Origin of the sequence: Pseudomonas sp. R11F, from assembly GCF_050312575.1 — a bacterium.
In the GTDB taxonomy this organism is placed as follows: domain Bacteria; phylum Pseudomonadota; class Gammaproteobacteria; order Pseudomonadales; family Pseudomonadaceae; genus Aquipseudomonas; species Aquipseudomonas palleroniana.
Genome location: NZ_JBNPJU010000067.1, coordinates 46,061 through 61,042, shown reverse-complemented (window position 1 = coordinate 61,042; position 14,982 = coordinate 46,061). Strand labels below are relative to the sequence as shown.

Here is a 14,982-nt window from a genome sequence, read left to right as displayed (position 1 = left end):
AGCGTTTTATGAAACGGTTGCACGTTATCGACTCCCACACCGGCGGCGAACCCACACGCCTGGTCATGGACGGCTTTCCTGAACTGGTCGGCGATACCCTCGCCGAAAAACTCGACTATCTGCGCACCCATCACGACCAATGGCGCCGCGCCTGCCTGCTCGAACCGCGTGGCAATGATGTGCTGGTCGGCGCGCTGTACTGCGCGCCGATCACACCCGGCGCGACCTGCGGGGTGATCTTCTTCAATAACGCCGGCTACCTCGGCATGTGCGGCCACGGCACCATCGGCCTGGTGGCCTCGCTGTACCACCTGGGCGATATCGCACCCGGCGTCCACCACATCGACACGCCAGTCGGCCCGGTCGCCGCCACGCTGCACGCCGACGGTGCCGTGACCCTGCGCAACGTGCCGGCCTATCGTTATCGCCAAGCCGTGTCGGTGCAGGTGCCTGGGCATGGCGTGGTGCAGGGCGATATCGCCTGGGGCGGCAACTGGTTTTTCCTGGTGTCGGACCACGGCCAGACGTTGCAGATGGATAACGTCGACGCCCTGAGTGACTACACCCGGACGCTGCTCAAGGCGCTGCGCACCCAGGGCATTTCTGGCGCAGACGGTGCCGTGATCGACCATATCGAGCTGTTCGCCGATGACGCCCAGGCCGACAGCCGCAACTTCGTGATGTGCCCCGGCGGCGCTTACGACCGCTCGCCTTGCGGCACCGGCACCAGCGCCAAACTCGCGTGCCTGGCCGCTGATGGAAAACTCGCCGAGGGTGAAACCTGGGTGCAAGCCAGCATCACCGGCAGCCAATTCGAAGGCCGTTATGAACGGGACGGCGAACACGTGCGCCCCTTCATTACCGGCCGCGCCTATATGACCGCCGACAGCACCTTGCTGATCGACGCGCAGGACCCTTTTGCCTGGGGCATCTGAGCCCCCCGCCTCTTCAACTGAACGGAGCTAAAACAATGAGCGACAATATCTTCACCGGTTGCATCCCCGCCCTGATGACCCCGTGCACTACAGAACGCAAACCGGATTTCGATGCGCTGGTTGCCAAAGGCCGCGAACTGATCGATATCGGCATGAGCGCCGTGGTGTATTGCGGCTCGATGGGCGACTGGCCGTTGCTCACCGAAGCCGAACGCCAGGAAGGTGTGGCACGCCTGGTAGCGGCCGGGGTACCGACGATTGTCGGCACCGGCGCAGTGAACAGCCGTGAAGCGGTGGCCCACGCAGCCCATGCGGCCAAGGTCGGCGCCCACGGTTTGATGGTGATTCCCCGGGTGCTGTCGCGTGGTGCCAGCGCCACCGCGCAGAAGGCTCACTTTGCGGCGATCCTCAAGGCGGCGCCGAACCTGCCGGCGGTGATCTACAACAGCCCTTACTACGGTTTCGCCACCCGCGCCGACCTGTTCTTCGAACTGCGCCGCGAACACCCGAACCTGATCGGCTTCAAGGAATTCGGCGGTGGCGCGGACCTGCGTTATGCGGCGGAAAACATCACCTCCAAAGACGATGACGTGACCCTGATGGTGGGTGTCGACACCCAAGTAGTCCACGGTTTCGTCAACTGCAACGCCACCGGCGCCATCACCGGCATCGGCAACGCGCTGCCTCGGGAAGTGCTGCAACTGGTCGCACTGAGCAAACAAGCCGCCAAGGGCGACGCCAAGGCTCGACGCCTGGCCCGTGAGCTGGAAGCGGCGCTGGGCGTGTTGTCGTCGTTCGATGAAGGCTGTGACCTGGTGCTGTATTACAAGCACCTGATGGTCCTCAACGGCGAGCGGCAATACGCCCTGCACTTCAATGAAACCGACGTACTCAGTGACGCTCAACGCCGTTACGCCGAAAACCAGTACGCCCTGTTCCGCCAGTGGTACGCCAACTGGTCGGCTGAACAGAACGTCGCCTGAGCCTTTCGCGCCGCCGTGAGGGTCACGGCGGCCCCTTCCTTTTTTGCAGGACGACTCCATGACTCTGACGGGCAGTATGCTGATCGGACAGCACGCCGTTTACGGCAATCGCGAAGCGATCCGGGCCATCAACCCCGCCACCAACAGGCCGCTGGAGCCTGCCTATCACGGCGGCAGTGGCGAGCACGTCGAACGCGCCTGTGCCCTGGCCTGGGCGGCGTTCGACACCTTTCGTGAAACCTCACTGGAGGTTCGTGCGAGTTTTCTCGAAAGCATTGCCGAGCACATCGAGGCGCTCGGCGACGAACTGATCGAACGCGCCGTGGCCGAAACCGGCCTGCCGCCCCAGCGCATCCTGGGTGAGCGCGGCCGTACCTGCGGGCAATTGCGCACCTTCGCGCGCACCGTGCGTGCGGGTGAATGGCTGGACGTACGCGTGGATACCGCTGAGCCTGCGCGACAACCGCTGCCGCGTGCGGACCTGCGTCAACACCAGGTGCCGCTCGGACCGGTGGCGGTTTTCGGTGCGAGTAATTTCCCGCTGGCCTTTTCCGTGGCCGGCGGTGACACCGCGTCGGCGCTGGCGGCGGGATGCCCGGTGATCGTCAAGGCCCACGGCGCGCACCCAGGCACCAGCGAGCTGGTCGGGCGCGCAGTAGCCCAGGCGGTGAGTACCTGCGGTCTGCCGCCGGGCGTGTTCTCCCTGCTGTACGGTTCGGGCCGTGAAGTAGGGATCGCGCTGGTAACCGACGCACGGATCAAGGCCGTCGGGTTTACCGGCTCGCGCAGCGGCGGTCTGGCCTTGGCCCAGGCGGCGCAGGCGCGGCCCGAACCCATCCCGGTGTACGCCGAGATGAGCTCGATCAATCCGGTGCTGCTGTTCCCCGCAGCGCTGCAAGCCCGCGCATCCACGTTGGCTGAGGGCTTTGTGGCGTCGTTGACCCAGGGGGCCGGGCAGTTTTGTACCAACCCCGGTTTGTTGATTGCCCGCGCAGGCGAGGCGCTGGATCGCTTCATCGGTGCCGCGAGCGAGCGACTGCAATGTTGCGCGGCGCAGACCATGCTCACACCCGGCATTTTCAATGCCTATGCCACCGGTGTGAGTGCACTGGCGGAACATGCACAGGTCGTCGCCCGGGGGTTGCCGGCCACCGGTCCGAACCAGGGCCAGGCGCATCTGTTCATCACCCAGGCCGACGCGTTTCTCGCCAACCAGCACCTGCAAGCGGAGATCTTCGGGGCCAGCGCCCTGCTGGTGGTGTGTGCCGACGACGTGCAAGTGCGCCAAGTGTGCGAGCATCTGGAAGGCCAGCTCACCGCCACCCTGCATCTGGAGGCAGACGACCTGGCCAGCGCCAGCGCCTTGCTGCCGGTGCTTGAACGCAAAGCCGGGCGCCTGCTGGTCAACGGCTGGCCGACCGGCGTGGAAGTCTGCGACGCCATGGTCCACGGTGGCCCGTTCCCGGCGACCTCCGACGCCCGCAGCACCTCGGTGGGGACGGCGGCGATCCTGCGTTTCCTGCGCCCGGTGTGTTATCAGGACTTCCCGGACAGCCTGCTGCCCCACGCACTTGAGCAGGCCAATCCGCTGCAGCTGCGGCGCTTGCTCAACGGCCGGAGAGAGGTGTAGCCATGGGCGCTTCCAACACGGCCGATATCGCGGTCGTCGGCGCCGGCATTATCGGCGTCGCCTGTGCCCTGCAATTGGCGCGTCAGGGCCACCGCGTGGTCGTCGTCGACCCGCAGGCCCCGGGCATGGGCGCCTCCTATGGCAATGCCGGGCACCTGGCGACCGAGCAGGTGTTCCCGATTGCCGATAGTTCTATCCTCAAACGCCTGCCGGCCATGCTGATGGACCCCATGGGCCCACTGCGCCTGGACTGGAAATACCTGCCGCGCGCCCTGCCCTGGTTTGCGCGCCTGCTGCTGAACCTGCGCCCGGCCCGCTACCGGCAAACGGTGGCGGGCATCCGTGCGCTCAATGAGGCCAGCCTCGGGGCCTGGCAGCGCTTGCTGCAGTCGATTGAACAAGCGCAACTGCTGCGTGCAGACGGCTCGTTGCTGGTGTATGAACGCGCCGAGTCGCAGGCGGCCATTGAGGCATTGCGCGAGCGCATGCAGCAGCAAAATGTGGCGGTGGCGTTCTGGTCAGGCGATGCGGTGCGCGAGGCGGCGCCGCAATTGAGCAATAGCATCCAGGGTGCGTTGTTTTTTCCAGGCACCGGCCACTTTCTCGACCCTTTTCACGTGGTCGGCGAGCTGGTCAAGGCCGCCAAGGCCCAGGGTGTGCAATTTCTCAAGCAGCGCGTCGTGGATGGGCGTGTCGAGGCCGATGGCGTCTCGTTGATGACGGATCAGGGCGTGCTGACCGCGCGCCAGGTGCTGATTGCCTGCGGTGCGCATTCGGCCCGGCTTACCGCTGCGCTGACCGGTAAAAAAGTCCCGCTGGACACCGAGCGCGGCTATCACCTGATGCTGCCTCATGAACAAGACCGCCTGCCGTTCGCAGTCACCTCCTTTGAGCGCAAGTTCATCATGACGCCCATGCTCGGCGGCTTGCGCCTGGCAGGCACGGTGGAATTCGCCGGGCTGCTGCGCCCGCCGAATATGCAGCGCGCCTGGCAATTGCATCGCTTGAGCCAGGGCTTGTTTCGCCAGGACCTGAGTACGCAAGGCGCCACGCCCTGGATGGGCTTTCGGCCGTCTTTGCCCGACTCTTTGCCGATCATTGATCGCGTCGCTGATGGCAAGGTGCTGCTTGCGTTCGGTCATCAGCATCTGGGGCTGACGCAGGCGGCCGTTACGGCGGAAATGGTCGTGCAACTGCTCAAACCTGAACCACTGAACCCTGGGTTACCGGCTCAGGGAGCCTATCGGTTGGAGCGTTTCTAAAAGTCGAGCTTCAGCGAGGCTGCGAAGGCGGTGTGTCAGGTGACGTCTCTATCGATTGTGCCGCCCCTATCGAAGCCTCGCTAAAGCTCGACATCTCCCACACTGGGCGGCGTTGGCGCGGGCTACTTGACCAGTCGCTTCTCTTTCGACGGCCGATAGCCGAAGTAGGCGCTGTAGCACTTGCTGAAATGGCTCGGCGACACAAACCCGCACGCAACCAGCACATCGACTTGGGACAACTCGGTGTGCTGCAGCAACCGCCGCGCCTCGGTCACGCGCAATTCCATGTAATAGCGTTGCGGCGTGGTGCCCAACTGCTCCTTGAACAAGCGCTCCAGCTGACGCCGCGAACGACCGGCGTACACGGCCAGCTGGTCGAGCTCGAGGGGTTCTTCCAGGTTGGCGTCCATCAGTTTCACCACCTCGCGCAACGGCGCGCTGACGCAGACGTTCTCGGTGGGTTTGATCCGACGATAACGCGACTCTTCAAAGGCCAGGATGTCTTCGATCCCTTCGACCAGCGCCTTGCCATGCAGCTCCTTGATCCAGTCGAGCGCCATATGGAAGGCCCCCGATGGGCTGGAAGCCGTCAGGCGGTCGCGGTCGATCACGTAGGGCTCGCTGGTGACCTGGGCGGCCTTGGACACCTCCGCCAGTGCCGGGCGATGTTCCGGGTGAATGGCGCAGCGGTACCCGTCCAGCAGGCCGGCCCGCCCGAGGAACCAGGCGCCATTCCACAGGCCGGCGAGGCCGATACCGAGTTCGTCGGCGGTACGCAGCAGTTGTATCAACTCATCGCCCGCCTTGAGTTCGGTGCGAAAACCACCACACACCACCAATAGATCCAACTCCTGCAATACCGCCGCGTGCAGGGGCGCATCGGGGCGGATCACCAGGCCCAGGTCGCTGATCACCTCGGCATCGCTGAAGCCGAAAGTACGCGTCGTAAACAGCTCCGGCCGCAACAGGTTGGCGGTGATCAGCGTATCGAGGGCCTGGGTGAAAGCGGGCAGGGAGAAATGTTCAAGCAACAAAAAGCCGACGCGCTTGAGCGACGACGGCTGTTGGGGAGAGTCATTGAGGTAGCGCAGGTTCTTGCCTTTCATACCACCGCTGAACTGGCGTCTTTCCATCGAGGGTCGGCCCACTGTTATTGTTGAGTGCTGGGGCGACATCTTAGAGGATTGGTGCGTCAAAGCGGCGAAAACGTGGAATGCAGGGCTGATCTTTATAAACACGGCCCCTTTGCAAGCCCGCGCCGCTGCACACCCAGAGTGATCTGATACGGTTTTTTCTTTCGCATCTGCCGCTGTATCGAAATCGGCCCCGAGCGGACAATAGCCTCACTCCCGACACCCTTGTCGAGCATGGCAGGCAGGTTCCTGCCATCCCCTTCCCTTCGGAGGCGTTATGACCAAGATGGCACTTTTCCTGTTCGGCTTTCTGGTGCTGACCATCGGCATCGGCATGCTGGCGACCATATCCCCGGTTTAAAGCCGATCAACTGCCCGCGAGCATCGGATACAACGACACCATCAGCAGCGCAGCCATCAACCCGTTGAACAACCGCAACCAGCGCGGCTCGCGCAACACATTGCGCAAGCCGCTGCCACAGCCCACCCAGACACACACGCTGGGCAAGTTGACCACGGCAAACACCAGGGCGATCACCAGCACGTTGGTGATATAACCCTCGGCCGGTGTATAGGTGGTGATCGCGCCCAACGCCATGATCCATGCCTTGGGGTTGACCCATTGAAACGCCGCTGCCGCCAGGAACGTCATGGGCTTGCCCTGCTCATCACTGCTGTCGGACATCCCCGCGGAAGTCGCAATCTTCCACGCCAGATACAGCAAGTAGGTCGCGCCCATATAGCGCAACACCGTGTAGGCCCACGGAAACAGCTTGAACACCTCGCCCAGGCCCAGCCCGACCGAAATCACCAGCACCATGAAGCCAATGCTGATCCCCAGGGCATGCGGCATCGACCGGCGAAACCCGAAGTTCACCCCCGACGCCAGCAACATGGTGTTGTTGGGGCCCGGGGTGATCGAGGACACGAAAGCGAACAGCACGAAGGCAGACAGCAGGCTGGTAGACATGAACATGGCGCGGCATCCTGGCGGTTGTTATGCCTGCGACAGTAGAGGGTTCTCGAACGGAACGCCCCGTACAGCTAAGAACGGAGCGAGGAATACACTTAGGTGCTCTCGAGAGAATCAGGCTTTTTCGGTGCCGTACGGCCACACCGCAAAAGATCACCGGCCTCGACGCTATGGAGCGGACCTGGATGAGGAATCACGCTGCCTGACCAACCCCTCCAACGTAAACCGCGCCTGCATCAACACCACATCCCGCACCAGTTCCATCTCCTTCTGATTCACTTGCGTCCACTTCAGCGCCTCGAGCAGCTTGGGTTTCTGTACCCGAAATGCCAGCCCTTGGGTGAACAGCGCCATGGAGTGAATCACCGTGCGTTCATCTTCCACGGGAAAACCGGCCAGGCGCGCGATCAGTTGGCGGATGACCCGGCCAATACGCGCCTTGAAGCGATCTTCAAACGCCATGGTCGCGCTTTCAGGGCATAGACCCGCCTGATGCCGATCGAGAAAGGCGCGCCAGGCCGTGGCCTGGGGGCTGTCCTGGATCGTCGAGACCACGGTCGCCAGGATGCCCAGCGACACTTCGATCAGGGTGCTGTCTTGAGCCTTCGCATCGCCCAGCGCGCATTCAGCGGCGTCCACGCAGGGGCCCATTTTGCCCCAGAGCAACGTAATCAAATGCTCGACGCACTCCAGGTACACCCCCTCCTTGCCATCGAAATAGTACTGGATCGCCGGGGCGTTGACGCCGGCTGCCGTGGCGATGTCGCGGGTGGAGGCGCGGTCGTAGCCACGCTCGCCAAACACCACGATCGCCGCCTCGATGATACGTGCGCGAGTTTCTTCACCACGCTGATAGCCACCCTCAGCGGCGGGTTTATGTCGTGCCATGTGCCGTTCCTTTTCTCTACCGGAGCAAAATATACCAGTTGACAAAAATTCGCGAAGAATAGAATTTATTCCAGCTGATATAAATCTGGAGTGACCTCAATGTCTGCCGCACCTCCCTCTCCTCAGGTCATTCCTGATGACACCGTCAATGGCCAGCGTGGCAAGGCCCGACGCATCCTCCTGAGCATCGCGACCCTCGCGTTGCTGGTCGGCCTGGGCTGGGCCGCGTGGTGGTGGCTTTCCGGGCGCTTTATCGAGACCACCGACGATGCTTATTTGCAGGCCGACAGTATCAGCGTGGCCCCCAAGATCAGCGGCTATGTCGCGCAAGTCCTGGTGAGCGACAACCAGAACATCAAGCGCGGCGACGTGCTGGTCCGCCTGGACGCGCGCAAGTATCAGGCGGTCAGCGACGAAGCCACGGCCACCATTGCCGCGCGTCAGGCCGACTTCGCCAAGGCCCAGGCCGACCTGGTGCAGCAGGACTCGACCATCGCCGAAGCCCGCGCCCAGTTGCAAGGTGCCCAGGCCGACGCCCGCCACGCGCAGACTGAAGTCGCCCGCTACGCCCCGCTGGCCCGCTCCGGCGCCGAGCCGCAGGAGCGTCTGGCCCAACTCAATAACCAACTGGCACAGGCGCGCAGCACCGTGGCCGCCAAACAGGCCGCATTGCGCTCCAGCGAAACGCGTTACGGCACCCTGCAAGCGCAACTCAAACAGGCCCAGGCACAACTTGGCGTGGCCAAGGCCAGCGAGGCGCAGAGCCAGTTGGATGTGGATGACGCGGTGATCCGCAGCCCTCTGGATGGCCGGGTGGCCGATCGTGGCGTGCGCGTCGGCCAATACGTACAACCCGGCACCCGTTTGCTGACAGTGGTGCCCATCAGTGCGATCTACCTCACCGCCAACTACAAGGAAACCCAAATCGGCGACATGCGCCCAGGCCAAAGCGTCAGCGTGCACGTGGATGCACTGCCGGGTCGTAAGCTGGAGGGGCATATCGACAGTCTCTCGCCTGGCACCGGCGCACAATTTGCGTTGTTACCGCCGTCGAATGCCACCGGCAACTTCACCAAAATCGTACAGCGTGTGCCGGTGCGTATCGCCCTGGATATACCGGAAGATGTACGCATCGCACTGATGCCCGGCCTGTCGGCAACGGTGGAAGTAGACACCCGCACCCACGGCGCGGACGCCAATCATGGCTGACGCCCTGATCGCCGAGGTAGCCACCGAGAAACCGCGCAACGCCTCGCTGACGGACTGGATCGCCGTCGCCGCTGGCGCGTTGGGCGCCTTGCTGGCGACGCTGGACGTATCGATCACCAACTCGGCATTACCGCAGATTCAGGGACAGATCGGGGCCACCGGCACCGAAGGTACCTGGATCGCTACCGGTTACCTGATGTCGGAAATAGTCATGATCCCCCTGGCCGCCTGGCTGACACGAGTATTCGGCCTGCGCCGGTTCCTGATCGGCACCGCTTTGATGTTCACCGCGTTTTCAATGTTCTGCGGCCTGTCGGCGAGCCTCGGCGCGATGATCGCCGGGCGCATCGGCCAGGGCTTCGCCGGTGGTGCGATGATTCCCACCGCGCAGAGCATCGTGCGCACGCGGCTACCGCCGCACCAATTGGCAATCGGCACCACGATGTTCGGCATGACCGTGATCCTCGGCCCCTTGCTCGGCCCGGTGATCGGCGGCTGGCTCACGGAAAACATCAACTGGCGCTGGTGCTTCTTTCTCAACCTGCCCATCAGCATCGCGTTGATCACCCTGCTGATCACCGGCCTGCCGACCGAGCGCATGAACCTACAACACTTCATCAGCGCCGACTGGCTGGGCATCCTGGGCCTGGCCATGGGCCTCAGTTCACTCACCGTGGTGCTTGAGGAGGGCCAGCGCGAGCATTGGTTCGACTCGTTGTTGATCACCTGGCTGAGCATCGCTACGGCGGCGGGTTTCTTCCTGATTGCCGTCGGGCAGTTCAGGTCGCGTACACCGATCCTGCGCCTGCAACTGGTGCTTAACAAAAGCTTCGGCAGCGTGCTGTTGATCGCCACCGCCGTGGGGGCCGGGCTCTATGGCACGGCGTATCTGGTGCCGCAGTTCCTTGGCGTTCTGTCCGGCTACAACGCCCAGCAGTCGGGCGCAATCATGCTGCTGTCAGGGATTCCGGCATTTATGCTGATGCCGATCCTGCCGCGCATGCTCGGTCGCTACGACTTGCGCTGGATGGTCGGCGCCGGTCTGTTGCTGTATTGGGCCAGTTGTTTTGTGGACACCACGCTCACCGCTGACAGCGTCGGCCACGATTTCGTGTGGTCACAGCTGTTACGCGGCTTTGGGCAGATTCTAGTGATGATGCCCCTCAGCCAACTGTCGATGCGCTCAGTCGACACACGCGACGCCGGCGATGCCGCCGGGCTCTACAACATGTCGCGCAACTTGGGCGGCACCCTCGGGTTGGCCTTGCTCGGCGTGCTGATGGACCGACGCAGTCACTTTCATGACGACATGCTGCGTGAGGGCATCCAAGCCAACAGTCAATTGGCCCAGGCCGACATGGCAAGTCATACCGCCAGCTACCTGGCGCAAACCGGCGATCCATCCAGCGCACCGCTGCAGGCACTGGCCCAGTTGGCCAATGATATTGCCCGGCAGGCTTCGGTGATGGCCTACAACGATTCATTCTATGTACTGGGACTCGCGATGCTGGCGTGCCTGCCCCTGATATTCATCCTGAAAAAGCGCACGGTACCCCGATGATTGCTCGCTGCTTTCCCCTGCTTCTCACCGTCGGCCTGCTGTCTGCCTGCACCGTCGGCCCGGACTATCCAGGTGCCCCCACCGTTGCGCCAAAAACCCTGGCGGCCGGGCGTCTGCCCCATGCCGGCAACCATGCGTCAAACGCACCTGCCGTCGCCCAATGGTGGCGGACACTGGGCGATTCGCAACTCAACGGGTTGATCGAACAAGCCCTGCAAAACAGCCCCGACATCGCCACCGCCCAAGCCCGCGTGAAACAGGCCCGCGCCAGCCTCAGCGGCGCCCGCGCCGACGCAATGCCCAAGGTCACCGGCGACGCGGCAATGCTCAGGCTGCGCTCTCCCGACACCTCGGCGCTCGGCGGCACTGGTGGCGGCGGTCGCGGCCCATTGAGCCTATACCTTGCAGGCTTCGATGCCAGTTGGGAGGCCGACCTGTTCGGTGGCACCCGTCGCGCCGTCGAAGCCGCACAGGCAGAGGCTGACTCGGCGCAGGCGCAGTTGGCCGATGCCCAGGTACAACTCGCGGCCGAGATCGTCCAGGCCTATACCGACCTGCGCGACCAGCAGGCACGCCTGGCGCTGGTAGACGCGAGTGTCGAGATCGAAAACCAGGCCTTGAACCTCACTCAGCAACGCCGCGACCGCGGCGTGGCCTCTCAATTGCAGCTTGAGCAAGTATTGACCCAAGCCGAAAACACTCAAGCTCAGCGCCTGCCACTGCAAGCGTCCATCGCCGAATCCCTCGACCAACTCGACCTGCTCTGCGGCCTGGAGCCTGGCGAACTCGACAGCCAACTCAGCACCACCCGCGCCCTGCCCGCCCTCCCTGCCGCCGTCCCCATCGCCGACCCGGCCACCCTGTTGAAGGCCCGCCCCGACATTCGCAGGGCCGAACGCAAACTGGCGTCGAGCTACGCCCAAATCGGCGAGAAAACCGCAGACTGGTTCCCCAAACTGAGCCTGATGGGCGACTTGTCTTTCTCCGCCGGTGATCCGGGGCACTTGGTGCGCAAAGACAACGGGAGTTGGCTGATACTGCCGCGCATCACCTGGAACGCTCTGGATTTCGGCCGCGTCAGCGCCAGCGTCAAAGGTGCCGAGGCCGGACGTGACGAAGCGCTCGCGCAGTACAAGAGCGTGGTATTGAGCGCGCTGCGCGATGCGGATGTGGCTTTGGCGCGGTATGGGCATCAGCGCCAGAACGTGCTGCTGTTGCGCAATGTGGAGTCTTCGGCAGTGCGTGCGGCCGATCTGACTCGTCAGCGTTATCGGGCGGGAACTGCGAGCACGCTGGACTGGCTGGATGCAGAGCGCACGCGGTATCAGGCCCAGGAGAGCCGGATCTCGGGGGATGCGCAGTTGTTGAAGGACTTTGCTTCATTGCACAAGGCCTTGGGGCTGGGGTGGACGCTTTGATCAAGTGCTCCGGATGGGCTACAACAACAGCTGAGCCCGCGCACGTTTCGCTGATCAGGCAAGCAATTCATTACGCTGCATTGTCTGTCAGCGTATTTGCGATCGGCATCTCCCTCTCGCAATTGCTGATCGGCCCGCTGTCTGACGCACTCGGTCGCAAGAATCTGTTGCTCACCGTTACGCCGGAGCAAAAAAAGGCGCTCCTGAGAGCGCCTTTTTTTATTACCACTGACTTACTGCAAGCTTACCTGACGTAGTTCGGGTTCTTTCCCGCCACCGATCGTGATGCGTTTAGGCTTGGCCTCTTCAGGCACCACACGCAGCAAGTCGATGCTTAACAGCCCGTTGTTCATCGAAGCGCCACGCACCTCAATGTGATCTGCCAGGCGGAACGACAACCGGAATGCCCGTTGCGCGATGCCCTGGTGCAGATAGGTGACTTCTTTGTCGGTTTCACGCTTGTCACCCACGACTGTCAAGACGCCCTTCTCGACCTGGATATCCAGATCCGCTTCAGTGAGTCCGGCTACGGCAATGACAATGCGATATTCGTCGTCACCGTGCTTTTCCACGTTGTGAGGCGGATAGGTGTTTGGAGCCTCGCTGCGCAGCGCCGACTCAAACAGGTCATTGAAGCGATCGAAGCCCACGGATTGACGGAACAAAGGGGCCAGCGAAAGGGTAGTAGCCATCTCGAAATCTCCTGATTAAATCCAAGTGATTAAGTGCGCGACCCGCATTCGGCGTCGCGTGCTGAAAATTTATGTGCGCCGAAAAAAATTTCAAGAGGGGTGAAAAAAATTTTTACATTCGCGTAATCGGGTTGCTTTGGGCGATTGATGCCTATCGACGTCGGTTGCTGAAGGCTGAAGACGGCTCAGGCGGTATAGCGGTTTTGATGATCACTGCGGACAACGAGGAAGGCGTCACAGGCATACGAGCGCGCTCATCAACCGATCTGTCGAGCATTAATGAAAGAGAGCCGGCATTAGTGCGCGGTGATCTCACATAAAACAGGTCCATACTGTGTATCCAGCGCGGCGAGCCTTGAAAGATTTTTCGGGTATACTGCGTTCTTTTTGCGCAGATGATCCAACGAATGCTCAATTCAATACAGACACTCAGAGCTTTGGCTGCATGGCTTGTTGTCCTTCATCACTACATGCAAATCGCGCACAACTTCAAACTTACCGATACTGTTTCAGTTGCGTTATTCAAGTACGGCGCTATCGGCGTTGATTTATTTTTCGTGATTAGCGGCTTTGTCATTTATCTATCCGCTTCAGGAAAAAATCAGACACCCATGGTGTTTGCCCTTCACAGAATCGTAAGGATCGCACCCGCCTATTGGCTATTCACGCTTATCACGGCTGCCTTGCTGATGTTTGCACCAGGCATTGTGCCTCTGACCTTGTACGACCCTATATTCTTGATTAAAAGCTTGTTCTTTATTCCAGCGCAGAATCCGTCCGGGATTGGGCTATTCCCAATCATTACGGTCGGCTGGACTTTAAATTACGAAATGGCATTTTATGCAATCTTCTTTTTTACACTCTTCGCTCCTGCGAAGTTCAGAATACCCGCCATCGTCCTTGGCGTATTTCTGCTTGGAAAAGCCATACCCGAACTGGGTGGCGACTTTGTTTTTTTTACGAACAAAATCGTCTATGAGTTCTTATTCGGCATCTTCATCGCCTACGCCTATCAGAAAGGAATTATTCAGAAGATACCGACAACACTTGCAGCGCTAATGACAGCTATCGCTCTATGGAAAATAACCGACTACGGGCCAGTCAACCATGACCCATTCCGATCTGGCCTGCCCTGCGCCGTCATTTTAATCGCTGCCGTATCTCAAGAGCGACACTTCTCGCGCATTGGTTTCCTTCGGCAGCTAGGCGACTGGTCCTATTCCACCTATCTGTGCCATGTGCTTGTAATGTGCCTGCTGATTCAATTTCAGTTAGCCTTTAACCTGAGTGACTGGATGACGTTTGCACTGATTGTATTGGGGATCGGTGCGGTTTCTTATGCAAGTTTCACTTTCATTGAACGTCCTCTTTCAAGGCTCACAAAGCACAAAATGAAAGGCGCACTTCCTGCTTCCACCTCTGCGTGAAGCAGGAACAGAAGACACGCCTGCCGCATAAAACGCAGGCGCTCACGGCCGTAACCAGCTGCCAAAAGGGTCTGTACATTCAGCTACAGACATTCCTCTTGCCCTATACGATTTACCTACAGCGCAAGCACGGTGATATAGAAAAGGCGAGATTCGAATAGTCGCACGCAAGCGTCCCAGCCCTCCCTGGAGCTGTCCTGACTACAGGTAAATTCGAGGCAATTAAAAACCCGGCGCGGTGGCCGGGCTCGACGCATTACACATTTTCAGTTGTCGGGATGCTCGCTCGCCACTGAATCAGCAGCGTCTACATCCGACATGTCCTCTTCAAGAGGCGCGTCATCGTCTGGAGGCAATGGAATACCATCCTCATCGCGCTTCGAATCGTGCCCTGTCTGATTGTCCGGGGCGTTCTCGTTGATTTCCATGCTGGCTCTCCGTTCTAACGCACAGGATATCCGCGCTTAAAGATGGGAGTCGGCAGGTTGTAGCGAGTGCCGGGCACTGGACGAACGGCGCAAAGCAAAAGGCCTCGTGCAATGGCGAGGCTCGAAGTAGGTGTGGGGCCAGAACCGCGCAGATAATTGTCCCAATTGCCTGGCCTAGCAAAATTCGCAGGCACAAAAAAAACCCCGCAGCCTAATGGCTGCGGGGCTTTCGAGAGTGGAGGCCGAGGTCGGAATCGAACCGGCGTAGGCGGATTTGCAATCCGCTGCATAACCATTTTGCTACTCGGCCTCAAACGATCAATGCCCTTACCACTGGCATTCACCGCATATAAACTTGAGTGGGCTATAAAACCCTGCCTCTACTCTAACTCATTGAATACATTGAGGTTTTTAATGCCTCGTTGCGTTCGATGGGCGCCATT

The 14,982-nt window shown here is 61.0% G+C and carries 13 protein-coding genes and 1 tRNA gene; 8 read left to right on the top strand and 6 right to left on the bottom strand.

Annotation, left to right across the window (positions count from 1 at the left end; all coding sequences use genetic code 11):
- Window positions 1–8 precede the first annotated feature (8 nt).
- From ACQRBV_RS20840 to ACQRBV_RS20825, 4 genes are read left to right on the top strand one after another with little or no spacing between them, the layout of a single operon-like run.
- A complete protein-coding gene (locus ACQRBV_RS20840) occupies window positions 9–935 on the top strand; it encodes a 4-hydroxyproline epimerase (protein WP_205343921.1) in 927 nt (308 codons plus the stop codon).
- Between the two features lie 35 nt (window positions 936–970).
- The gene (locus ACQRBV_RS20835; protein ID WP_104993885.1) at window positions 971–1,918 is read left to right on the top strand and encodes a dihydrodipicolinate synthase family protein; all 948 of its coding nucleotides are present in this window, start codon (window positions 971–973) and stop codon (window positions 1,916–1,918) included.
- Between the two features lie 58 nt (window positions 1,919–1,976).
- On the top strand, window positions 1,977–3,548 hold the full coding sequence (locus tag ACQRBV_RS20830; RefSeq protein WP_411984200.1) for an aldehyde dehydrogenase (NADP(+)): 1,572 nt from the start codon (window positions 1,977–1,979) through the stop codon (window positions 3,546–3,548).
- 2 nt (window positions 3,549–3,550) lie between these two features.
- Window positions 3,551–4,810, top strand: coding sequence for an NAD(P)/FAD-dependent oxidoreductase (locus tag ACQRBV_RS20825; RefSeq protein ID WP_411984201.1), 1,260 nt, complete (start codon window positions 3,551–3,553; stop codon window positions 4,808–4,810).
- A gap of 122 nt (window positions 4,811–4,932) precedes the next feature.
- On the opposite strand, the gene ACQRBV_RS20820 is transcribed toward ACQRBV_RS20825, so the two are convergent.
- The 3 genes from ACQRBV_RS20820 to ACQRBV_RS20810 form a co-directional block, all read right to left on the bottom strand.
- Window positions 4,933–5,916, bottom strand: a complete 984-nt coding sequence (locus tag ACQRBV_RS20820; RefSeq protein WP_060752741.1) for a GlxA family transcriptional regulator — start codon at window positions 5,914–5,916, stop codon at window positions 4,933–4,935.
- 394 nt (window positions 5,917–6,310) lie between these two features.
- The gene (locus ACQRBV_RS20815; RefSeq protein ID WP_411984202.1) at window positions 6,311–6,919 is read right to left on the bottom strand and encodes a LysE family translocator; all 609 of its coding nucleotides are present in this window, start codon (window positions 6,917–6,919) and stop codon (window positions 6,311–6,313) included.
- Between the two features lie 165 nt (window positions 6,920–7,084).
- Window positions 7,085–7,804, bottom strand: a complete 720-nt coding sequence (locus tag ACQRBV_RS20810) for a CerR family C-terminal domain-containing protein (RefSeq protein ID WP_411984203.1) — start codon at window positions 7,802–7,804, stop codon at window positions 7,085–7,087.
- Between the two features lie 99 nt (window positions 7,805–7,903).
- Between ACQRBV_RS20810 and ACQRBV_RS20805 the strand changes: the two genes are divergently transcribed.
- Genes ACQRBV_RS20805 through ACQRBV_RS20795 form a run of 3 tightly spaced genes read left to right on the top strand, consistent with a single transcriptional unit; the run spans window position 7,904 to window position 11,992 of the window.
- A complete protein-coding gene (locus ACQRBV_RS20805) occupies window positions 7,904–9,013 on the top strand; it encodes an HlyD family secretion protein (RefSeq protein ID WP_411984204.1) in 1,110 nt (369 codons plus the stop codon).
- Window positions 9,006–10,574, top strand: a complete 1,569-nt coding sequence (locus ACQRBV_RS20800) for a DHA2 family efflux MFS transporter permease subunit (protein ID WP_411984205.1) — start codon at window positions 9,006–9,008, stop codon at window positions 10,572–10,574. The genes ACQRBV_RS20805 and ACQRBV_RS20800 overlap by 8 nt, the downstream gene beginning before the upstream one ends.
- On the top strand, window positions 10,571–11,992 hold the full coding sequence (locus ACQRBV_RS20795; RefSeq protein WP_411984206.1) for an efflux transporter outer membrane subunit: 1,422 nt from the start codon (window positions 10,571–10,573) through the stop codon (window positions 11,990–11,992). Before ACQRBV_RS20800 ends, ACQRBV_RS20795 begins: the two co-directional genes overlap by 4 nt.
- A gap of 233 nt (window positions 11,993–12,225) precedes the next feature.
- Here ACQRBV_RS20795 and ACQRBV_RS20790 read toward each other — a convergent pair whose 3' ends face one another.
- On the bottom strand, window positions 12,226–12,684 hold the full coding sequence (locus ACQRBV_RS20790) for an Hsp20 family protein (RefSeq protein ID WP_060752735.1): 459 nt from the start codon (window positions 12,682–12,684) through the stop codon (window positions 12,226–12,228).
- A gap of 407 nt (window positions 12,685–13,091) precedes the next feature.
- Here ACQRBV_RS20790 and ACQRBV_RS20785 point away from each other — a divergent pair, with 407 nt between their 5' ends.
- Window positions 13,092–14,111, top strand: coding sequence for an acyltransferase family protein (locus tag ACQRBV_RS20785; RefSeq protein WP_161547905.1), 1,020 nt, complete (start codon window positions 13,092–13,094; stop codon window positions 14,109–14,111).
- Between the two features lie 266 nt (window positions 14,112–14,377).
- Here ACQRBV_RS20785 and ACQRBV_RS20780 read toward each other — a convergent pair whose 3' ends face one another.
- Window positions 14,378–14,539, bottom strand: coding sequence for a hypothetical protein (locus ACQRBV_RS20780; protein ID WP_162843529.1), 162 nt, complete (start codon window positions 14,537–14,539; stop codon window positions 14,378–14,380).
- Between the two features lie 236 nt (window positions 14,540–14,775).
- Window positions 14,776–14,849, bottom strand: a tRNA-Cys gene (locus tag ACQRBV_RS20775).
- Window positions 14,850–14,982: the final 133 nt, after the last annotated feature.